Source organism: Neokomagataea thailandica NBRC 106555 (genome assembly GCF_001598495.1).
Lineage (GTDB): Bacteria > Pseudomonadota > Alphaproteobacteria > Acetobacterales > Acetobacteraceae > Gluconobacter > Gluconobacter thailandicus_A.
The window spans coordinates 25835-46475 of sequence record NZ_BCZB01000004.1; the positions used below are offsets into that span (position 1 = coordinate 25835).

The 20641-nt window shown below is 53.0% G+C and carries 20 protein-coding genes and 4 tRNA genes; 14 read left to right on the forward strand and 10 right to left on the reverse strand.

All coding sequences use genetic code 11. The annotated features are described in order from the left end of the window. Window positions 1-189: 189 nt before the first annotated feature. Entirely contained in the window at window positions 190-1878 is a 1689-nt protein-coding gene (locus NTH01S_RS02220; RefSeq protein WP_068169100.1) for a M3 family oligoendopeptidase, read from the forward strand. A gap of 799 nt (window positions 1879-2677) precedes the next feature. Here the strand turns inward: NTH01S_RS02220 and NTH01S_RS02230 are convergent. Next, window positions 2678-2896 carry a hypothetical protein gene (locus NTH01S_RS02230; protein ID WP_068168771.1) on the reverse strand — a complete coding sequence of 73 codons (219 nt, stop codon included), beginning with the start codon at window positions 2894-2896 and terminating at the stop codon, window positions 2678-2680. Window positions 2897-2911: 15 nt separating this feature from the next. On the opposite strand from NTH01S_RS02230, the gene NTH01S_RS02235 reads away from it, so the two are divergent. Beyond that, window positions 2912-3145 carry a hypothetical protein gene (locus NTH01S_RS02235; RefSeq protein ID WP_068168776.1) on the forward strand — a complete coding sequence of 78 codons (234 nt, stop codon included), beginning with the start codon at window positions 2912-2914 and terminating at the stop codon, window positions 3143-3145. On the opposite strand, the gene NTH01S_RS02240 is transcribed toward NTH01S_RS02235, so the two are convergent. Then, the gene (locus NTH01S_RS02240) at window positions 3146-3652 is read right to left on the reverse strand and encodes a thioredoxin family protein (RefSeq protein ID WP_068168779.1); all 507 of its coding nucleotides are present in this window, start codon (window positions 3650-3652) and stop codon (window positions 3146-3148) included. It lies immediately after the preceding gene. A gap of 123 nt (window positions 3653-3775) precedes the next feature. Here NTH01S_RS02240 and NTH01S_RS02245 point away from each other — a divergent pair, with 123 nt between their 5' ends. Continuing rightward, complete coding sequence (locus tag NTH01S_RS02245) at window positions 3776-4132, forward strand: hypothetical protein (protein WP_245642073.1); 357 nt, start codon at window positions 3776-3778, stop codon at window positions 4130-4132. Here the strand turns inward: NTH01S_RS02245 and NTH01S_RS02250 are convergent, their stop codons facing one another. Beyond that, window positions 4133-4564 carry a DUF423 domain-containing protein gene (locus NTH01S_RS02250; RefSeq protein WP_068168782.1) on the reverse strand — a complete coding sequence of 144 codons (432 nt, stop codon included), beginning with the start codon at window positions 4562-4564 and terminating at the stop codon, window positions 4133-4135. 98 nt (window positions 4565-4662) lie between these two features. Between NTH01S_RS02250 and NTH01S_RS02255 the strand changes: the two genes are divergently transcribed. From NTH01S_RS02255 to NTH01S_RS02265, 3 genes are all read left to right on the forward strand, one after another. Beyond that, window positions 4663-5259, forward strand: a complete 597-nt coding sequence (locus NTH01S_RS02255; RefSeq protein WP_068168786.1) for a DUF4142 domain-containing protein — start codon at window positions 4663-4665, stop codon at window positions 5257-5259. Between the two features lie 119 nt (window positions 5260-5378). Beyond that, complete coding sequence (locus NTH01S_RS02260) at window positions 5379-5948, forward strand: cob(I)yrinic acid a,c-diamide adenosyltransferase (protein WP_068168791.1); 570 nt, start codon at window positions 5379-5381, stop codon at window positions 5946-5948. A gap of 278 nt (window positions 5949-6226) precedes the next feature. Beyond that, the gene (locus NTH01S_RS02265) at window positions 6227-6841 is read left to right on the forward strand and encodes a hypothetical protein (protein ID WP_068168794.1); all 615 of its coding nucleotides are present in this window, start codon (window positions 6227-6229) and stop codon (window positions 6839-6841) included. A 60-nt stretch (window positions 6842-6901) separates the two neighbouring features. Here NTH01S_RS02265 and NTH01S_RS02270 read toward each other — a convergent pair whose 3' ends face one another. Beyond that, window positions 6902-8809 carry an OPT family oligopeptide transporter gene (locus tag NTH01S_RS02270; protein ID WP_068168796.1) on the reverse strand — a complete coding sequence of 636 codons (1908 nt, stop codon included), beginning with the start codon at window positions 8807-8809 and terminating at the stop codon, window positions 6902-6904. 93 nt (window positions 8810-8902) lie between these two features. Continuing rightward, window positions 8903-9508: a hypothetical protein gene (locus NTH01S_RS02275; RefSeq protein ID WP_068168799.1), complete on the reverse strand. Its 606-nt coding sequence runs from the start codon at window positions 9506-9508 to the stop codon at window positions 8903-8905. Window positions 9509-9632: 124 nt separating this feature from the next. On the opposite strand from NTH01S_RS02275, the gene ispH reads away from it, so the two are divergent. The 5 genes from ispH (at window position 9633) to NTH01S_RS02300 (ending at window position 12455) form a co-directional block, all read left to right on the forward strand. After that, window positions 9633-10652, forward strand: coding sequence for a 4-hydroxy-3-methylbut-2-enyl diphosphate reductase (gene ispH, locus NTH01S_RS02280; protein ID WP_068168801.1), 1020 nt, complete (start codon window positions 9633-9635; stop codon window positions 10650-10652). A 6-nt stretch (window positions 10653-10658) separates the two neighbouring features. Further along, on the forward strand, window positions 10659-11618 hold the full coding sequence (locus tag NTH01S_RS02285) for a homoserine kinase (protein ID WP_068168803.1): 960 nt from the start codon (window positions 10659-10661) through the stop codon (window positions 11616-11618). Further along, window positions 11611-12057 carry a ribonuclease HI gene (rnhA, locus tag NTH01S_RS02290; protein WP_068168806.1) on the forward strand — a complete coding sequence of 149 codons (447 nt, stop codon included), beginning with the start codon at window positions 11611-11613 and terminating at the stop codon, window positions 12055-12057. The genes NTH01S_RS02285 and rnhA overlap by 8 nt, the downstream gene beginning before the upstream one ends. A gap of 98 nt (window positions 12058-12155) precedes the next feature. Further along, window positions 12156-12231: transfer RNA gene (locus NTH01S_RS02295), tRNA-Asn, on the forward strand. A gap of 148 nt (window positions 12232-12379) precedes the next feature. Further along, a tRNA-Asn gene (locus tag NTH01S_RS02300) sits at window positions 12380-12455 on the forward strand. 36 nt (window positions 12456-12491) lie between these two features. Here NTH01S_RS02300 and NTH01S_RS02305 read toward each other — a convergent pair. Beyond that, window positions 12492-13712 carry an MFS transporter gene (locus NTH01S_RS02305; RefSeq protein WP_068168809.1) on the reverse strand — a complete coding sequence of 407 codons (1221 nt, stop codon included), beginning with the start codon at window positions 13710-13712 and terminating at the stop codon, window positions 12492-12494. Window positions 13713-13783: 71 nt separating this feature from the next. Between NTH01S_RS02305 and gpt the strand changes: the two genes are divergently transcribed. The 3 genes from gpt to NTH01S_RS02320 all read left to right on the forward strand — a co-directional run bounded on the left by gpt (window position 13784) and on the right by NTH01S_RS02320 (window position 14537). After that, window positions 13784-14290 carry a xanthine phosphoribosyltransferase gene (gene gpt, locus NTH01S_RS02310; protein WP_068168813.1) on the forward strand — a complete coding sequence of 169 codons (507 nt, stop codon included), beginning with the start codon at window positions 13784-13786 and terminating at the stop codon, window positions 14288-14290. A 50-nt stretch (window positions 14291-14340) separates the two neighbouring features. Next, window positions 14341-14417 (forward strand) — tRNA-Pro (locus NTH01S_RS02315). A 43-nt stretch (window positions 14418-14460) separates the two neighbouring features. Beyond that, window positions 14461-14537, forward strand: a tRNA-Arg gene (locus NTH01S_RS02320). A gap of 264 nt (window positions 14538-14801) precedes the next feature. Here the strand turns inward: NTH01S_RS02320 and NTH01S_RS02325 are convergent. From NTH01S_RS02325 to recN, 4 genes are all read right to left on the reverse strand, one after another. Further along, window positions 14802-15386: a nicotinamidase gene (locus NTH01S_RS02325; protein ID WP_068168816.1), complete on the reverse strand. Its 585-nt coding sequence runs from the start codon at window positions 15384-15386 to the stop codon at window positions 14802-14804. Then, window positions 15387-16751, reverse strand: a complete 1365-nt coding sequence (locus NTH01S_RS02330) for a hemolysin family protein (RefSeq protein ID WP_068168819.1) — start codon at window positions 16749-16751, stop codon at window positions 15387-15389. It abuts the gene before it with no gap. Window positions 16752-16835: 84 nt separating this feature from the next. Further along, window positions 16836-18878 carry an NAD-dependent DNA ligase LigA gene (ligA, locus tag NTH01S_RS02335; RefSeq protein WP_068168822.1) on the reverse strand — a complete coding sequence of 681 codons (2043 nt, stop codon included), beginning with the start codon at window positions 18876-18878 and terminating at the stop codon, window positions 16836-16838. Further along, the gene (recN, locus tag NTH01S_RS02340) at window positions 18875-20599 is read right to left on the reverse strand and encodes a DNA repair protein RecN (protein ID WP_068168826.1); all 1725 of its coding nucleotides are present in this window, start codon (window positions 20597-20599) and stop codon (window positions 18875-18877) included. Before recN ends, ligA begins: the two co-directional genes overlap by 4 nt. Window positions 20600-20641: the final 42 nt, after the last annotated feature.

Below are 20641 nucleotides of genomic sequence, written 5' to 3' on the forward strand. Positions count from 1 at the left end.
GTCACTTTTAATTAATTGTTGCTGTTCCTTGTTTGAGAAAATAATCTTCCAAAAGTGTGCGTATGCTGGGCGTGGCGATCTATCAGTAAAGTGATCATGTAACGTCTCATCTGGGATGTTTTGTGTCCTAGCTGAAATGTGTGCGGATAAGGCGTGACGTTTGGTGCTTGTGGTGGCAGGGTTGCTATTATGAAAACGCATATTTCGTCCTTTTCGGCTCTCTCTTTTCTTCGCCCTGATGAGGCTTCTTTGCAGGCACAGCATGATGTTGTGGTGGCTTTGCTGGATGCTGGGCAGCTTGAAGATGCGCTCTTGCAGTTTGATCAGGGGCGGCGTGCTTATGAGGCATGGGCGTCCTATGTGCATTTGCAGTTTTCACGGCATACGCACGATGAGCATGCGCAGGCGGAGCGTGATTATGCAGATAAGCTTGGTCCGGTCGCGGCAGATTATGAAACACGGCTGAAGAACCGTTTTTTAAACGAGGTTGATCGCGCAGAGCTGGAAGCCGTGCTGACGCCACATGTTATTGCACTGTGGGAAGCCGATGCGACGGTTTTTGCGCCAGAAATTAGTGCAGATTTGGAAGAAGAAGCGCGGTTGACGGGCGAATACACAGCCTTGTTAGCCAGTGCGAAGATCGTTTTTCGTGGAAAGACGTATAATTTGTCAGGCTTGGTGCCTTATGCGCAGTCTTTGGATCGTGAAACGCGGCATGAGGCAGATCAGGCGCGCTGGGGGTTCTTCGCGGAGAATGGCGCTAAGCTTGATGATATATATGGCCGGTTGGTCACGCTGCGGGACCGGATGGCGACGACATTAGGGTTCAAGAACTTTATTGAGCTTGGCTATCGTCGTATGCGCCGGACGGATTATGGGCCGGAGCAGGTTGCGGCGTTTCGTGAGAAAATTCGTACGCATGTGACGCCTTTGGTGCAGGCGATTTTGGAGCGTCGTCGTTTGCAAATGGGGTGGGACCGTGTGCAAGCGTGGGATGAGGCATTGATTGACCCGAAGGGCAACCCAGGGCCTGCGGGGGATCATGATGTGTTGGTTGCACGGGCGGAAGAGATGTTCCGTGCGCTGGATGAGTCCGGTGGTATGGCCGAATTTTATGCCATGATGCGTGATCAGGGGTATTTGGACTTAAAGAACCGTGATGGGAAAGCGGGCGGTGGTTTTTGCACATCGTTCCCGACGGAGGGTGTGCCCTATATTTTCGCCAATTTTAACGGGACACATAATGATATTGGCGTGTTTACCCATGAGATGGGGCATGCGTATCAAAATTGGAAAAGCCGTGATTTGCCGTGGGTCGATCAGGCATGGCCGACGATGGAGGCGGCGGAAATTCACTCGATGGGGTTAGAGTTTCTGACATGGCCGGAAATTGGTGGCTTGGTCGAAGACGGAGCGGCAGATCGATACCGTGCCATGCATTTGATTGATGCGCTGTCGTTCTTCCCATATGGCGCATGTGTCGATCACTTTCAGCATGAGGTGTATGCGAACCCGACGATGTCTGCGGCGGAGCGCCATGCGACATGGGCGCGTCTGGAAAAAGAGTATATGCCGTGGCGCGATTGGGGTGATTTAGCGTATCCGGCGGCAGGTGGCCGTTGGCAGGCTCAACTACATATCTATCGCTTGCCGTTTTATTACATCGATTACGCTTTGGCGCAGTGTTGTGCGTTGCAGCTTTGGTTAGGGGCGCGGCAGGACCAAGAGGGTACTTTGGCGGTTTATCGTCAGCTTTGTGCGCAGGGTGGCTCTAAGCCTTTTGCCGCTTTGGTTGCGGAGGCTGAGTTGGTGTCTCCGTTTGAAGAGGGGGCTTTGACTGGTGTCGTGCAGGAGGCGGAGAAAGTATTGCTTTCTTAGGGCGGAGCAACTGGTCTCATCGTTTATGGGACTGACTGAAGCTTTTTATGCGCTGGTGAGGTTTACGAAGTATAATTACTCGTATGTCATTATCGTGTTTTCTTTGGCCACGTCATCGTGCCGTGCGTATAATTCTTTATCCAGTCATGGGTCTGAACATACGCTTGATGTCATGTGTGATATTAGCGTGGTTGGCTGTAAGGGGACAGTAGGAGTGGAACTGTAACGGAACCGGGATTAGTGGGCTGATACGGGATTTCGTGGGATATGAATTTGTCCGAAAACTGCGGATAAATTTTGATGTAGGGTCGTTTTTTATAGAAGCCTCTGAAATTTTTTGGTTTGGAACTTATGGGATGGCTTTTAAACCATGAAGCATGATCGGATTGAATTTTCGGTTTTGTACATATTCCACCATAGAATAGTCGAGCGGATACGTTGAAAGATAGTTATCTAGATCATCTTCCTTGATAGCTTGCATAATTCTCTTATTGCGCTCTGAACATAGTTCCTGCTCCATTTTAGATGCACCATCACAGGTAAAAAGTGAAAAGAAACGCGCTTCTGGATTGAAGTCCAGTATGCCTCGAAACGATCTCATATCCGATAGTGCACGTACAAGAGTGTATACTTCCTCTACCCATGAACTAAAAAACACACTCGATGGTATGGGAACTTTGTTTTCAATTTTTTTCCACTTTCAAAGTGTGGGTCGTTCGCCAGATTTATCAAAGTTTTCAACTATATTTTCCATCCAGGGCCAGCGGAAATAGGCCTTGGAAAAATGATTTTTATTGAATTATTTCAAATACATAGGCGATCCATCCATCAAATTAAGCCATACAGCTTCATCTATCATTTTTTGATATTCTGGATCGCATGAAAACATTAGGCGCGGGTGGTTTTTTATCCGGTCAAAGTCGCTCTCATCTGGAGAAAATCGATGCCTTTCCTCTATCTCGTAAGGCCTTGGTTTTGGTTCAGGTAGGCTTGCCCCGACATTAAATAACTTGGTCATGATATTGTCATTCCCATGCGCCAGACTACTCGGCCTATTATTGACACTGGCCGTCTTGAAAATTGCACGATTTTGTCACCCACAGACCCAAAAACAGTACACAATACGTTGGGTTTTTTGAAAACGCTGCGGTATGGGCCGACTAGTGTTTATGGTGTGGCTGTCCGTCATTATCACCACACAATGCATGTGACTTATACAAAAGGTGGCCTCTCTGCTCCAGCGTATGAAGCAGAGAAGTCCCTTTGATTAACCGCGCTGATTCCATGAGGAAATCAGGTCCAGTGTTGCTTGTGGAGACATGGTACGCGCATTGCCAAGGGCGAGTGAGGCATCACCGTTGAGTGGTTTGCCTTCTGCCGTCAGGAGAATGACGGTTGGAATCGCTTTGACCTTCACGCCGTATTTGAGGGCGATGTCCATGTTGTGGGTAAAGCGGTCTACGTTTACGGGGACGATGACGAATTGACTTTCAAGCCAGCCTTGTGCGTCTGGTAGCGCGAAAACACCAGCAAGCATGCGGCAATCTGGGCACCAATTCGCACCGAAGTCTAGGAGGACTTTCCGGCCTGTTTTTTTCGCTGTTGCGAAGGCTTCTTTGACTTGAACGGAGGCTAAAGAAGAATCAGGGTAGGGGGCTGCGATAGGAGCCGCAGATGTTTCGCTGACATGTGGAGTGGGATGGGGCGTAGCTGATGCAAGAGGGGCACCGAAGAAAGCGCCAGCGACAGCGAGGGCGGTAAGTGTTTTACGCATTGTAGAACCTTCACAGGAAAGAAGAACGCCTTATTGAAAAGGAGTTTTCTTTGAACATGGCGATGATCATGGCAGAAGGCTAGAGTAAAGCGCAAATCTGTTTTTGGATGAAAAGGTCTTTGGGTGAAGCAATCATTTGCGAAACAAAAAAAGAGCCGTTCTTTGGTAGGGCCAATGTGTGAGCAAGAGAAAGCGCCAGAAGTGAGTATGGCGACAACACTGCGGCGTACGCTGAGCCTTACGGGGATGACGTTTGCCTTTATTTTGGCGATTCGTTTTTGGTCCCCTGCCACGCAGGTGATGCAGCGCGCTGCGGGGAGTATGGCGTGGCAGCGTTTAACGGCGTTGTTTCATATTGAAACGGGGCTAGGGCGCGAGCAGTTTATTTTTGTTGGAATTGTAATCTTTTGTTTTCTGTTGGCTCTGTTGGTGCAAGCGCTGGTGTTGTGGGGGCTGCATTTGCATAAAAAGCGCGGCTGATTACAGCCGTCCTTTGTGTGTGATGGCGGCGAGTGCTGTTATAAGCCATCCGAGGATTAAGAGTGTGCCGCCATAGGGGGCAATGCGTGCGACTGATAATGCTCCAATATGCTGATCTTTGAGCGCAAAGAGGATGACGGGTACGACAAAGAGGAGTGTCCCTCCGGTAAAAGCATAGCCTGCTAAGCGGCCTAATCTAGGGGAGAGTAGAGGGTGCCCTATGGCGATGCCGCAGAGTGCGAGGGCATGCCACATCAGCATATTAACGGCATTATGCAGGGCGGTAGGGCCGGTGGGTACGGCGTAAGCGTGAAGGGGTAAATGGGCGGAGATTGCGCCGAGCATGACGCCGCATGCCCCAAAGAGGCTCCCCACTACGAGGAATAAGCGAGGGTTAAATCCTGAATGTGGGGGAACAGGGTATCTTTTCATACGTTTTGCCTAGCATGTTTCTGATCTGCTCAAGAACATTCATATGGGTGGGGCAGGTGAGGGCGTGTTGTACAGTGGTATCTTTTAGGAGTGATTTCATGAAGGCTATAACGGGTTTGACCGCATTAGCGTCAGTGGCATTGATGGTTGGGTTGTCTGCGTGTGGTGTGGATGCACCGCCGCCACCGCCTTTGCCATCTTCTAGCTCGGCCGTAAGCCCATTGAGCACACAGGATGTGGCTCTCCTTCAGCAATTAGATACGTTGGACCAGCAGCAGGGTGCGCTTGCCGCTCTTGCGGTGGCGCATAGTAATAGCGATGTCGTGAAAGCATTTGCTGCTACGGTGGCATCGGATCATGCGACAAATCGTAAGGCGGTGGCCCAGATTGCAACGAGTGCGAATTTGAAAATGAGTACAGGCTTGAATGCCGAAGATCAGGCGCATATTGTGGCTGTTGGGCGTTTATATGGTACGGCTTATGATCGTGTGTTCTTGCGGGAAGTGGTGAGTGCAACGACGCCAGCGCTAGCATCTGCATTGAAAGCGGCCGCTACGGGGGCCGGCAATGGTAATGTAAAGGCCTTGGCGTCTGATACGACGACGTTGTTGCAAAATCACACAAGTCAGGCACGAGATTTGATGGGAGAACATACGATTCGCCATCATCGTTTGCATGTGGGTAGCCACCAGTAAGGTCTAGGCAGGAAGCCGGGTACGCGCACATGGGGGTTTTCTCCATGTGCGTGGGGCGCTGCGGTTCGTGAACTTAAAGCGGTTACAAAGCTGTTTTGTGGGTGTGTTGAGGGAGTGGCATGGCCATACGGATTGATCGTGTTGTGACCCGTGGTGGAGATTGTGGGCAGACCTCATTGGGTGATGGGGTGCGGGTGTCTAAAGCCGATAGGCGTGTTGAGGCCATGGGGGCAGTTGATGAGTTAAATGCTCATATTGGCCTGCTTGAGTATTTATGCCGTGTGGAAAAGGGGGATGCAGAGAGCGCGGAGGTTCTGCGTTGTATCCAAGGTGGTCTTTTTGATTTGGGGGCAGATATTTGTATGCCTCCTAAGGAGGGGGAGCGGCGTGATTTTGTTTTATCTGCGGCTTCAATTGCATGGTTAGAAAAACATATTGAAGAGATGGCAAAAAATTTGCCGACATTAACGAGTTTTATTTTGCCGGGTGGCGGTCAGGTTGCGGCACAGGCCCATATTATCCGTACTGTTACGCGGCGTGCGGAGCGGCGGCTTGTGGCTTTGGGTGGAGAGTGTGACATTGGGGTGCGTTTTTTAAATCGCTTATCGGATTATTTCTTTCAGTTTGCACGCAAGGCGAATGATAATGGTGCGCGTGATATTTTATGGCAGCCGCGCCAATGGTCATAAGTTTTGGCTTGTCTTTTATTTAAGTTTGATAGCGAAAACTTTACGATTGAGGGCATCATTCTCATAGTGACAGGCATATTTTTTTTTGCTAGATAAACCCCGCAAGAGCGCTGGTTTGAGCAGGTGGCCAGCGCCGTGACTTCCGAAAATTCCGCCGGAACGTTCTCTTAAAAGGCACATCTTGTGTCGAGAACTGTATTCGAGGGGCCGAACATACTCGGTTATAGTATTGGCGGGGTCATGATTAGACGCCTTATTTTGATAGAAAAAAGTGTATAATGCAGGACGATCAGCAGGTAAGCGAAGATAAACTGCGAGAAGCCTTAGCCCGTTTAGGGGCTGGTTCTGGTAAAAGTGCAAATAAACCATCTAGACCTGTTCAGCAAACACCTGAACGCCGTCGCCGTTTTGTACGGGATGGGCAGGTTGTTGTAGAGCATCAATCAACGGGCCGCCCGATGAGTGGGCGGATGCAGGCTGTGCGAGCAGCAGGTGGTCCAGAAGAGCATGAAGAGATTGAGCGTTTACGCCAATCTGTGAAGCGTGAGCAGCGTCGTTGCGAAGAAGTTGAACGTCATGTTGGTGACCTAAAGGGGCAGTTGCGGACGTTTGAAACACGGGAAGCGCATACGAAGCTGCAAATTTTAGACTTGAGTAAGTCTTTGCGTGATGCGCAAGACCAGATTCAGTCTTTGAAATCAGAGTTGCATCGTGCACGTGAGGATGCGGTTGCGGCGTCTCGGCGTTCGCCACGTCCCGTTGGGCGGCCGCGTAAATATCCGTTACCGGAGCAGGTTTCTGTGCGCCTTACGGAACCGGCAGCGCGTGCTGTGGAACAGGTACCCTCAAAAGCGCAGGAAGCGGCTGAGCCTGTGCAGTGGTGGAAAGACTAAGACTTTATCACCACTGACGTAGAGTTAAGGCGGTAGATGATGGGCGCGCCCTTCCTGATGTCAGGAGGGGCGCGTTTCTTTTTTGATGAGTGTCTTGGTGAACCAGACAATAACCATCAGGAAAGCAATAGTGCCGAGCCATGGCTGGATGGCGGCAGGGATTGGTAGGGCCAGTGCGTCTGGGTTGCCAGTACCGCCTGCGATGGCAGCGATAACCACGCCAATGATACTTTCCCCAACGATAAAGCCGGACGCGATCATCGTGCCTTTTTCTTGAGCATGACGGCGTAGGATATGGCCTAATACCGCGCCGACAGTGATGGTGACGGAGACTTCTGGCGGGAGGTAAAGGCCGAGGCCAACCGCGAGGGGGGGGAGCGCGAGGCTTTTTTTGCGTAGACCCAGATCAGCCAAGACTAAGACGATGCCAATGCCGGCGCCAATTTCGAGCATTTTCCAATCAAGCGTATGATTCATGATGCCGGTTGCAATGGCTGACATGAGGGCAGGCTGTGGGGCGGCTAAGACTTGGTCTGGGTTCATGCCGGCATGGGGTAGAGGGGCGTTTGCAAAGCCGTATGCTTGGTACAATGTTTGCAGCACCCAAGGAATAATCAGCGCACCAGCAACGCACCCGATCAGCAGAGCCACTTCTTGCCGCCATGGTGTGGCGCCAACGAGCTGGCCTGTTTTGAGGTCTTGCAGGTTGTCGTTTGAAATGGCGGCCGATGCTGTGATGGCCGAGAGGATAAAGAGGCCAAAACCAATAGCGATGGGGCGTTGGGCGGCTGTGATCAGGCCGGTATGCTCAAGGAAAGAGAGCATGAGTGTGATCAGAATAATGGCGATAATTCCGATCCCGGAGATGGGGGATGAGGAAGAGCCAATAATGCCCGCCATGTAGCCGCATGCACTGGCGACGAGGAAGCCAATAATAAAGCACGTACCGATGCCAAGTAGGACCAGCGTGATGAGGGCGGTATCATGCGCCATTACGGGCCAGAGGAAATGCGTAAAGAGTCCGGCGAGTGTGATGGCGAGAAGAATGGCCAGGCCATTGACGATTCGTGGTGGAAGATCTGTATCTGTTGGGTCTTGTGTGTCTGATCCGGTGCCGATGAGGGCTTCACGGATGCCGTGTATGACGGGTTTTGTGAGGGAAATAAGGGTCCATAATGCGGCAATGGCGATAACCCCAGCGCCGATGAAGCGGACTTTATGGAGCCACAAGCCGCTAGCCTCTGCTAGTGGGTGTGCGCTGTGGGTGATGTGCCCTAAATACGGCACGAGCACGCCCCAAGCGAGAAAGACGCCCAACAGCATGGCAATGCCGCCCGCGAGGCCCACGAGATAGCCGGTGCCAAGCAGTGCGAGTGAAAAGCTGCCGCTTAGGCGGAAGGCAGATGCGCCGATACTTCCCGCGATAGAGAATCCGTCTGACAGAATTTTCAGCCCGCCCGTTAAAAACGCGATGCACGCTGAGACGGTGCTGCCTTGGATGAGGGCGCGGAGGTTTTGGGCGTCCCCCTCAGGAGAGGAGGCGCGCAGGATCTCGGCGCAGGCTTTGCCTTCTGGGTAGGGCAAGGAGGAGCGTGAGACGAGGGCGCGGCGCAGTGGAATGGTGAAGATAACGCCGGTCATGCCGCCAGCAAGCGTGAGGAGTAATGTCTGAAAATAAGGGAATTCGTGCCAATACCCGATCATAATGAGGCTGGGTAAGGCCGCAAAGACGCACGATAATGTGCCGGCTGCGGAGGCTTGTGTTTGTACGAGGTTGTTTTCCAAGATGCTGCTATTGCCGAGCACGCGCAGTACGACCATGGAAATGATGGTGGCGGGGATCGAGGATGCAAATGTCAGGCCGATTTTAAGGCCGAGATAGACATTGGCCGCTGTGAAAATCACCGTAATGAGGGTGCCAAGAATAACCCCGCGGAGGGTTAGTTCGCGGCTTGATGGAGGCAGCATGCCAATGTCCTGTCGTTGTCGTAATAATGCATGTGTTGGCAAAACGGGCCGCTAAGGCGGCCCGATCTGGTGGAGTGAATTTTATGCCAGTGGTTACTGGCTGTTGCTGCGGAAGGCAGAAGGGCGTGGGTGTTTACGATTATAATCCAGCTCATCATGCGTCAGTTGTAGGCCGACTTCGAGCGTATAAGGATTTTCCTGCAAATTCTCTGACGCTGGCAGATCAATCAGGCGTAGCTCTGTTTTGGCAGTCTGCGTGCTGACGTTTGGTGCCATCGTAAAGCTATCGTTGAAGGTTTTTTTATCAACGATCTTGCCGTTCTGCATGATAGCCACGAAGTACGGTATTGTGACTTGGTCCTGCGTTGCAGCGGGGCCACGTTCAATAAAGAAGGAAAGGCCAACGCGGGTACGGACCATTTTTTGTTTGTCTGGGCCATCGGGGCCGCGGCTACAATCACCAGATAGGGCGGTGATTTGGACGTGGCCGCTAAGATTGCGCAGGTCCTGATCTTTCCCGGTATAGGCAAAGCGGTCTGCTGTGCCGGTCGGGATGTCAGTGCGTGGGCAAGCCGGGGCAAAAAGGCTTGGATTGGATTCGTCTTCACAGCCTGTCAGAGTGACCATTGCTGTGGTGAGAGCCAGTATGGTGCCAACCATAATGGTTCCTGAGAGTGTGGGGCGCCGGAGGAAAGGCATCTTCGGTTCATTCTCCCAGAAACGTGAAGAGGGATAATAACAAGTGGGCAAGGCGTTGCGATAGAACGCAATCCAGACGATACTGCATCCTAACATATCGAACTACGCCCTTTTGGGGAACACCATGTCAGATCAGACTTTTCTCGCTCCTGAACGTGCTGCTGAGCACGTCTCCTCCACCGAACAGCGCACGCTGCGGGTTTTGCTCGCGGGGCCACGCGGCTTTTGTGCGGGTGTTGACCGCGCTATTCGCGTTGTCGAGGAAGCGTTGCGCCGTTATGGCGCACCCGTTTATGTACGTCATGAAATTGTTCACAACCGCACGGTTGTAGAGGGGCTTGAGGCCAAAGGCGCTATTTTCGTTGAGGAACTAGATGAAGTTCCTGCCGATGGGCATGTCGTTTTCTCGGCGCATGGCGTGCCGAAAGCGGTGCCGGCTGAGGCTGAGCGTCGTAATCTTCTGTATTTGGATGCAACATGCCCGCTGGTGTCTAAGGTGCATCGTGAGGCTGAACGTCACTTCGCGGGTGGTGGTCCAGAGCAGCGCCATATTCTTATGATTGGCCATGCAGGACACCCGGAAGTTGTGGGCACGATGGGGCAATTGCCTCAGGGTGCTGTCACGCTCATCAATGATGCGGATGAAGCGCGTAGTGTGCAGCCGGAAGATCCGAGCCGCTTGGCTTTTATCACGCAGACGACCTTGTCCGTCGATGATACGGCAGAAATCGTTGATATTTTACGGACGCGTTTCCCGGATATTGAAGGGCCGCGCCGTGAAGATATTTGTTATGCGACGACGAATCGTCAGGAAGCTGTGAAGGCGATTGCGCCGGAAAGTGATCTGGTCATCGTAATCGGTTCCCCGAACTCGTCGAACTCGCAGCGTCTGCGGGAAGTGGCGGAGCGTTCTGGTGCGCGCCGTGCGTTGTTGGTACCGAAATTGGCGGATCTCGATTGGTCTGTTCTGGAAGGCGTAGAAACGCTGGGGATTAGTGCCGGGGCATCAGCGCCAGAAACGCTGGTGCAGGAGATGGTTGTTGCGTTGTCTGAGCATTTTGTTCTTCAGATTGAAGAGCGCATTGTGAAGAAAGAAAACGTGAGCTTCCGTTTGCCGGGGCCATTGGCGACAAGCGCTGATTGATTATCCATGGCGGTTTATACGGAGTGCTCGGAGGAGGCGTTAAAGCGCTTCCTCTTGGAGTATGACCTTGGGGCGTTGGTGTCGTTTCAGGGGATTGCGGAAGGTGTTGAGAATAGTAATTTCCTGCTGAATGTGAGCAGCGGGACGTATATTCTCACGCTCTTTGAAAAGCGCATGAAGGCCGATGAACTGCCGTGGTTCTTAGGTTTGATGCAGCATTTGTCACGGGCAGGGGTGGTGTGCCCCTTGCCGGTTGATGGTGTGGATGGGCAAGCCTTACGTTTGCTTGCGGGGCGGCCAGCGGTCATCACAACGTTCCTTCAGGGGAAAGGGTTGAAAGATCTAACGCCCGATTCCTGTCATCAGGTTGGGCGTGCAATGGCGACTTTGCATCGGGCTGGCCAATCGTATGAACAGCAGCGGTCTAATGCATTGTCTGCAGAGGCATGGAGGCCTTTATTGGCGCGTTGTGGGGCGTTCGGTGATTCGCTCGGTATGGGGTTTGGAGATGAAGTGGCTTCAGCCTTAGAAAAGGTGATTCCGCATTGGCCTCAGAGAGGCGCGTTGCCGACCGGACAAATCCATGCAGATCTGTTTCCAGATAATGTGTTTTTTCAAGATGGCGGCTTATCAGGGCTGATCGACTTTTATTTCGCCTGCACGGACATTCTGGCTTACGATTTGGCCATTGGGCTGAATGCTTGGTGCTTTGAAGAGCATGAGGGACAGGTAGTATATCGCCCAGAGTGTGCGGCAGCATTCATCGCGGGGTATGAGCAGGTACGGCCATTGGAAAGTGCTGAGCGGGAGGCTTTACCAGTACTGTGCCAAGGTGCAGCGCTGCGTTTTGTGCTAACGCGTTTGTACGATTGGATTAACACACCAGAAGATGCGCTGGTCGTTCGGAAAGATCCACGTCCTTATATGCAGCGTTTTCAGCAGTTTTTTAAGGCGGGTCATGTCTGACGTTCAGGATAATATTGTCGATATTTGGACCGATGGTGGCTGTAAGCCTAATCCGGGGCCTGGTGGCTGGGGTGTTTTACTGAGCTATCGCGGGAAAGAGCGTGAGATGAAGGGCGGAGACCCGGAAACCACGAATAACCGGATGGAGTTGACCGCTGCAGCAGAGGCGCTGGAGACGTTAACGCGTCCCTGTAAGGTGCGACTGCATACGGATAGTGAGTATCTTAAAAACGGTATTACGCGCTGGCATACGGGGTGGGTACGTCGGAAGTGGCGCAATGCAGCGGGTGATCCTGTTGCGAATATGGATTTGTGGCAGCGTATTTTAACGGCAGCGAAACCGCATGAGATTGAGTGGCTGTGGGTTAAGGGGCATTCGGGTGATGAATATAATGACCGTGTGGACCGCTTAGCGACAGAGGGGCGAGAAGAGCTCTGAGTTTTCGCTCTATAATATGGAGCGTATTAAAAAATTCAAAAAATGACGGAAAGGGGGTTTACGCCTCCCGGTCATTTGGGTAAACACCATCTCGCTGGTCCCGAATAGCTCAGTTGGTAGAGCAAGCGACTGTTAATCGCTGGGTCGTAGGTTCGAGTCCTACTTCGGGAGCCAGCCTTTTTCCTTAAAAAATAGACTTGTGGTGTTTTAAGGTGCTTCGGCGCCTTTTTTTGTTTTCAGCAGGCACCGGTACCTTTTTGAGAAAAAATGCAAAAAGGGGGTTTACGGCTCTCGGCTGTTTGGGTAAACACCACCTCGCTGATCCCGAATAGCTCAGTTGGTAGAGCAAGCGACTGTTAATCGCTGGGTCGTAGGTTCGAGTCCTACTTCGGGAGCCAGCTTTTTTCCTTAAAAAATAGTAGTCTTTAGCCAGATTACTCTGGCTTTATTTCCTCTAGTCTGTCGAGTGACCACAGGCGTGGGAAAAGTGGTATCCATGCTGCTGCCACAAGGATGGTGCCAATGCCACCGGTAATGACGGCGGCCTCAGGTCCTATAGCTGCACCTATCATACCGCTTTCAAATTCTCCCAATTGATTGCTTGAGCCAATAAATAAGGTGTTCACGGCAGAAACGCGGCCACGCATGGCGTCTGGCGTGGCTAATTGTACGAGTGATGATCGGACGACCATGCTGATCACATCGGCTGCGCCGAGTGTGATGAGGGCGAGGATAGAAACCCAAATCGTATGCGAGCCTCCAAAAATGATGGTCGCGACGCCAAAGACGAAAACCGATAAATACATGGACATGCCGCTGCGTCGGCCCAGAGGGTAGCGGGCGAGCCATAGCGACATGCCAAGGGCGCCAATGGCTGGAGCCGCGCGGAGTAGGCCGAGTCCCATAGGACCTGCGTGGAGAATGCTTTCGGCATAAACGGGGAGCATGGCTGTAGCGCCGCCGAGTAAGACAGCAAATAAGTCCATGGAGATTGCACCGAGTAGGTCTCTGCGTGTGCTTAAGAATGCGAGCCCCGCAAAGACAGAACTCAGGGTGACAGGGTCTTTGCTGGCCGCGCGTGTCATGAGGCGGATGTTGGATGTGCTGATAAAGGCTGCAAGGAAAAGCGCGCTGGTAATGCCGTAACTCACAGCGGGTCCAAGACCATAGAGTAGGCCACCCAGGCTGGGGCCTGCGATGGATGCGACCATAAAGAGAGATGTGACGAGCGATTGTGCCTGCGGCAGCAAAGCTGCGGGGGTGAGGGAGGGGAGGAAGGCTTGTTGGCAAGGCATTTCGAAGCTGCGCAATGTGCCAAGCATAACGCCTAGAGCGTAAATTCCAGCTGGATGTAGTGCGTGGCAGAGCGTGGCAATCGTCATGGCCAGCAAGGTGAGAGCTTCAAGGGCCTGACAGATTTGAACGACGCGCTGTCTATTAAAGCGATCCGCGACATGCCCGGAAATAAAGGTGAGGGGCACCATCGGTAGGAATTGGGCAAGGCCGATATAGCCGAGAGCCGCGACGCTATGCGTCATGTCATAAAGGTGCCATCCGATGGCCACAGCAAGGGTGGATGAGGCGAGTTGGCTGCATAGGCGCGAGAATGCGAGGCTACGGAACCCGGGGATTGTTTTGAAGAGAGACAGTGACATGTTTTCATCATAGTGTTTTTTCTTCAGGAAGCCGATTGCAAATCGGTGTCATGGAGGGCAGAGGAAGGCGCATGACTACTACACAGACACCACAAACCGTTCATTATGCGACCGTAACCTGGGATCAGCTGCACCGGGATGCGCGTTTGCTTGCTTCTAACCTTATGCAGGCTCATGGGCCATTTCGCGGCATCGTTGCCATTACGCGCGGTGGTTTGATCCCCGCGGCGATCTTGGGGCGTGAATTGGGCTGCCGTTTGATCGAAAGCGTTTCGGTCGTCACTTATGCAGCTGAAGAAGGCACGCAGGGCGAGCCAAAGGTCATTAAGTCGCCAGATGCGGCTGGTGATGGCGAAGGCTTTTTGATTGTTGATGATCTTGTTGATTCAGGGGTTACCGCACGTGTTGTGCGTGAGATGCTGCCAAAGGCTGTTTTTGCATGCTTATACGCAAAGCCAGACGGTAAGCCTTTGACGGATCATTATGTGACTGAGGTGTCTCAGGACACATGGGTATTGTTCCCGTGGGATACGGCGCCTCTTTTTGTGCCCCCTCTGGCAAAAAGTGAAAAAAAGTAAAAATACCCTCTTGCGCCCCGAACTGGTTAGGCCTATACACAGCCTCAGTTCGGGGCGTGGCGCAGCCTGGTAGCGCGCTTGTTTTGGGTACAAGAGGCCCCCGGTTCGAGTCCGGGCGCCCCGACCACTAGGAAGCACAGCTTCCTGATTTTGGATGCTGTTGCAACTGTGCGCCCTTAGCTCAGTTGGATAGAGCAACAGCCTTCTAAGCTGTGGGTCGCTGGTTCGAATCCAGCAGGGCGCACCAAAAAATCAAAAAATATAAGACTTAATCGCTAGTAACTTTAGTTATTCAAAAGTTTCTGCAAGCTCTTAAGGCGCTTTCGCATTTATTTACGTAATCTCGCGGCTGCGGGGTGAGCCTTATGACGCAGGTTCATGTCATTGCGTAGAAATTTTTCTCAAAAATTCTAATATTTGTAGAAGACCTTTACGGCGCTATGCATGCTCAATCTTCGTCAACAAGTAGAGCGCAGGCACTTCGTTATGAAGTGTAGTGATGCTTAAAATGTTATTCGCGCATGAATGGCATCGTAGAAGCGTGTAGTGTGACGCCTTGCTTGGTAAGGTTGTTTAAGAGTGGTGTCGGGTCTTTTTGAAGACCTTGTACGGCATCGGTATAAAGCGTGACGTGAAAGCCGCATTCTAGGGCATCACGAATGGTCGCGTTGACGCAAACATCTAAGGCTAAGCCGCAAATATGCAGGTGCGTGATCTTTAAGCCTTTGAGTAAGTTTTCTAAGCCTGTTGTGTGAAGGCGGTTATTATCAAAAAACGCGGAATAACTATCGCAATGAGGGTCTAGGCCCTTATGTACGATGTGATGGATGGTGCCGGTGTGTAGGTTTGGAGGGAATGCGGCTCCCTCTGTGCCTGCAATACAGTGTGCAGGCCAGTCACCGCTTTGCTCTTTGAAAGAACAGTGCTGAGGAGGGTGCCAGTCTTTGGTTGCGATGACCGTGTCCCAAGGCTGCGCGAGTAAAGCATTGATGGGTTGAATGATGGTATCACCGTGGGGAACGGCTAAGGTGCCTCCGGGTAAAAAATCATTTTGTACATCAACGATAATCAGAGCAGAGCGTTCTGAAACCGACATTTACGGGCGCTCCTTGATGGCATTGAGGCGTGTCACGAGGAGTTGGTTAATACGGAAACCATCGACATCGACCACTTCGAAGCGGCAACCAGCGGCGTCGACCCTATCGGCCTTACGCGCCATACGGCGCAAGCGGTTCATGACGAAGCCGCCAATAGTATCGAAATTTTGCGCATCATCGAAAACGGGGATATCGAGTTCACGGATGACGTCTCCGATGGGGGCCGCCCCGTCAATGAGCCACGAGTTATCATCGCGTCGGACGATCGCTTGTTCTTCAAAGGGGCTGACGAGGCCATCCATCAGGGCCCCCATGATATCTTTATAAGTAATGAGGCCAACAACGAGGCCATATTCGTTAACAATGAGAGCAAAGCCTGCGCCGTTGACGTCAAATTGCGCCAGTGTTTCCCACAGGTTCAGCGTGTCTGGCAATGACAAGACATCACGGCGCATTTTGAAAATTTGATTGGTGCCCGGTGTGGGGAGTTCCGTATCTTGAGGCTTATCAACCACCGCAACCAGCACGTCTTCAGCACGAATGGAGCCGATCACATGGTCTAAGTCGCCATTGCACAAAGGGTACCGTGAATAGGGGCGTACGCGGACTTTATCGCGTTGTGTTTCTGGTGTTTCTTGGACGTCCAGATAAACAATTTCGTCACGTGGTGTCATCGCGGAGGTGACGGAACGATCTTGTAGGCCAAGCACGTTCTGAATCATCTGGTGCTCTTCTTCGAGCAAGATGCCCGAGGCTGTGCCTGCGGCAAGAATAGCGCGTAGATCTTCCGGTGTGACGGGCTCAACCGTTGCTGTCGCTGGAATTTTCAGGAAACGCAGCAGTGCGTCTGAGATTTTGGAAAAGACCCAAACCGCCGGATATAAGACCTTTAGGGCAATGGCTGGGAACCAGCCAACCTTGAGGGCAATGCGGTCAGGCGCATTCATGGCGATACGTTTGGGCAGTAAGTCCGCAAAAAGAACAAATAAGCCCGTGATGAGGATAAACCCGAGCGCGGCGCCGAGTTGATCAGACAAGGTACTAGACAGGCCACAGGCTTTTAAGGCAGCGGCAAGTGGTGCGCTCAGCATTGAATCGCTGATGATACCGCCCAAGACACCAACGGCATTCAAGCAGATTTGTAAGACCGTAATGACCTGCCCGCTATTTCGGCGAAGCTTTAAGAAGGCAATTGCCCGTGGATCCCCGGCATCTGCTTTTGAGCGCAGGCGGACGTCTCGCGCTGCAGCAAAGGAAATCTCTGAAAGAGAGATAAGGATTGATACGCCAATAAGAATAATGGTGGCGATCAGGCCGAGGATGAACAGGCCGACATGCGGCTGCGAAAGAGCGGGGCTAGGCATAGGGCCCCTTATATAACGTGATTTCTAAAAAAGATGGTTGTTTTTGTGTCGCAAGCTCGCAGATTAGCGGCTCAGCGCAGGGAATTAGATCCCTGCGAGGTCCCGCCAGCCTTGCTCATCCAGTGTTTCAAGGCCAAGATCTGCGGCTTTTTTAGCTTTTGATCCGGCTTTTTCGCCTAACACGACCAAAGATGTTTTTTTTGAGACACTGTCGGTCACTTGTGCGCCGAGGCGCTCCGCAATTGCTTTTGCCTCTGGTCGGGTCATGGTGGTTAGAGTGCCGGTGAAGACAATGGTTTTTCCAGAAAGATGTCCCTCAGTGGGAGCGGCTTCTGGTGTGATCTCACGGAGGGCGCTGCGGAGGTCATCGAGCGTTTCGACGTTATGGGGTTCCCCGAAAAAGGCGACAAGTTCTTCGGCGATGGCATCACCAATCCCCATAATGGCGCCGAGGGTCGCGCGCTCTTCGGTGTCGGGGCGTGCGGCAATCATAGTGTCGCGCCATTGTTCGAAGGTTTTGAAATGCCGGGCCAGCATTTGTGCATTACGCTCCCCGATTCGGCGTATGCCTAGACCGAAGATGAGGCGAGAGAGTGCGATGGTGCGGCGCTCTTCAATCGCGCGTTGCATATTGTCAAAGGATTGGGGGCCCCAGCCATCAAGTGCCAGGATTTCGTCTTTGCGTTCTTCAAGGCGGAAGATATCGCCGGGACGTGTGATAAAGCCCCGACGATGAAAGTCTCGGATGCTTCGCTCTCCGAGGCCGTCAATATCGAAGGCATTGCGTGACACCATGTGAATGAGGCGTTCGACGGCTTGTGCTTCGCAGGTTAAGCCGCCAGTGCAGCGTCTTACCGCTTCACCTGTTGGGCGTTCTGCATGGGATCCACAGACGGGGCAGTGGTCTGGGAAGATAAAAGCGGGGCCGCGTTCCGTGTCGGGGGAGGGGTCAACGGGCCCTAGAATTTGGGGGATGACATCTCCAGCGCGTTGCAGGCGGACTTTATCGCCAATACGCACATCTTTGCGGGTAATTTCGTCTTCATTGTGCAGGGTAGCTTTGGAAACAAGCACACCGCCGACATTGATGGGCTCAAGATGAGCGACGGGGGTTAATGCGCCTGTACGCCCGACTTGGATTTCAATGGAGCGTAGGATGGTGATGGCTTGTTCTGCAGGGAATTTCCACGCAATGGCCCATCGTGGCGCACGGCCGATGAAGCCGAGGCGCTCTTGCAAGGCAACGTCGTTGAGTTTGAAGACAATGCCGTCAATATCGTAACCGAGTAGGGCGCGCTCTTCGGCCAAGTGTTGGACGTAGGTAGGGATTTCGGACGGGTGATCCAGTCGTTTGGAGAGGGGATTTACGGGGAAGCCCCAGCGCTCCAGTGTTTTGAGGTAATCTTCATGCGTATTGCTGACCGCAGCGGAGCGGTGGCCGAGCGCATAGGTGAAGAGAGACAGTGGGCGTGTACGTGTGATGTTTGGATCAAGCTGCCGTAAAGACCCGGCGGCGGCATTACGCGGGTTGGCGAATAGGCGTGCGCCGCGGGCTTCTTGCTGTTCATTGAGCGCGAGAAATGCGTCTTTGCTCAAAAAAACTTCACCGCGAATTTCGAGCAAGTCGGGAGCATCATCGGGGAGTGTATCGGGGATGGCACTGATGGTGCGTAAATTGGCGGTGACGTCTTCACCTTCTAGGCCATCACCGCGTGTTGTGCCGCGCAGGAAGCGTCGATTTTCATAGGTTAAGCTGATGGAGAGGCCATCAATTTTTGGTTCAGCCATAAAGGAGAGGCTATTGGCCTCGGCTTCTGACAAACCAAGAAAGCGCCCGGCACGCGTCACAAATGCTGAGAATTCTTCCTCGTTAAAAACGTTATCGAGGGAGAGCATTGGAACAAGATGGCGATATTTACCAAAGGCACTATCGGGTGCCGCGCCGATGCGCGTGCTGACGCTATCTGTTGTTTTGAGGCTGGGGTCTTGTTCTTCGAGCGCCTGCAATTCGCGGCGGGCAGCATCATACTCCGCGTCACTCACCAAGGGGGCGTCATCGTGATGATAGGCGGTATCCCATTGAGCAATCAGTGCTTCGAGTTCTGCGTGGCGTTGGGCGTTGGTCATGATACAGGTTCCAGCAGGCTGTCTGCTGCAGCGCGGGCAGCATCGGTGACGACATCCCCTGCCAGCATGCGTGCAATTTCTTCGCGGCGTTGGGTGTGTGACAACGGCTCTGCGGTGGTTTCGGTTCGGTTGTCTGTAATGCGTTTGGCAATACGTAAGTGATGGTCACCACGGGCGGCGACTTGTGGGCTGTGCGTTACGACTAAGACTTGCCCACTCTCGGCGACTTTGTGCAGGCGGTCCCCAATTGCGGAAGCTGTAGCACCGCCGACGCCGGAATCCACTTCATCAAAAACAAGCGTGCCGACGGCACTGCGCTCTGCCAAGACGACTTTGAGAGCCAGCATGAGGCGCGATAGTTCGCCGCCGGATGCGACTTTGGCGAGGGCACCAGCGGGCTGGCCGGGGTTGGCTGCAATGCGAAATGCAACGTGTTCCATGCCGGTGCGGGACCAGCGTGCAGGGTCTAAGCTAGTCAGCACAACGCTAAAGCGGGCGCGTTCCAGTTTGACGGGTTTGAGTTCACGGTGGACGGCTTTTTCGAGGAGTTGTGCGGCTTTTTTACGGGCTTCTGAAAGTTCAGCCCCCATGTGCTCAAAGCGTGTTTGTGCGTCTTTGAGAGCTTGTTGCAGGCGGGTGAGTTCTGCCGTGCTGTTGTCGAGTGTCTCAAGTTTGTGGCGGAGCGTATTGAGAAAGGCGGGAAGTTCTGCAACGGAAATATTATGTTTGCGTGCTTCGGCGCGCAGAGCAAAAAGGCGTTCTTCTGTTTCTTCCAGAAGGCGAGGGTCAGCCATTGTGTCTGCCGCGAGGCGGGATAAGGATGTTTCGGCTTCCGCTAAGGCTTCTTCAGCACGGTCTAGCGCTTCAAGAGCGGCTTGGGCTTGTTGCGCATGGGCCGTAGTGGTCGTCCCCTCTTGTTCGTTTTCGCTGAGGGGGGAAAGGCGTTGAAGCGCACGGCTGGCGGAGCGAAGAGCTGTAGCTGGTGTCGCGGAGCGGCGATCGCGTGGGGTAAGCTCTGCAAGGGCTGCCGCGACGGCCTCTTGGCGGCGTTCGTCATGTTGTAATGAGATGCGTAAGGCGGCGAGCTCGTCTTCTTCGCCGTCTATTGGGGCAAGGGTTTCGAGGTCATTGACGGTGGCCCGAAGCCATTCTTCTTCACGGGTTGCTTCGGTTAGTGCGTGCTGTGCGGTATCCAAGGCTTTGCGGGCATCAGCCCATTCGGTATGAGCTTTAGCGACTTTTTTACGCAGGGTCGTTGGCACACCGAATGTATCGAGCAAGTCTAGGTGGCAGGCTTCATCGGCGAGGCCCATTTGCTCATGCTGGCCCTGAATCTCCACGAGCTGAGATGCGATGTTGCGCAGCAGCGTGATGTTGATAGGCTGATCGCAGACATAAGCACGGGAGCGGCCATCAGGCAGGACAACGCGCCGGAGCGTGAGCAGGTCCTGCTGGGGATCAAAGCTTAGGCTTTGCTCCGTAAGTAGAGCAAAGACGGGATGATCTAAGGGCAAGTCAAAGGTCGCAGCCACACTGGCTTGTGTCGCGCCGGAGCGAATGAGGCCAGCGCTTGCGCGCTCGCCCAATGTGAGGCCCAGACTGTCTAAAAGAATGGATTTACCTGCGCCAGTTTCGCCTGTGAGAACGGTCAGGCCCTGATGCAGGGCGAGATCCAGTTTCTCGATCAGGACGACGTCGCGGATCGAAAGATGTGTCAGCATGACGCCGGTATCAATGTTGCTGCAGCGCGTGGGGCGCGCTGC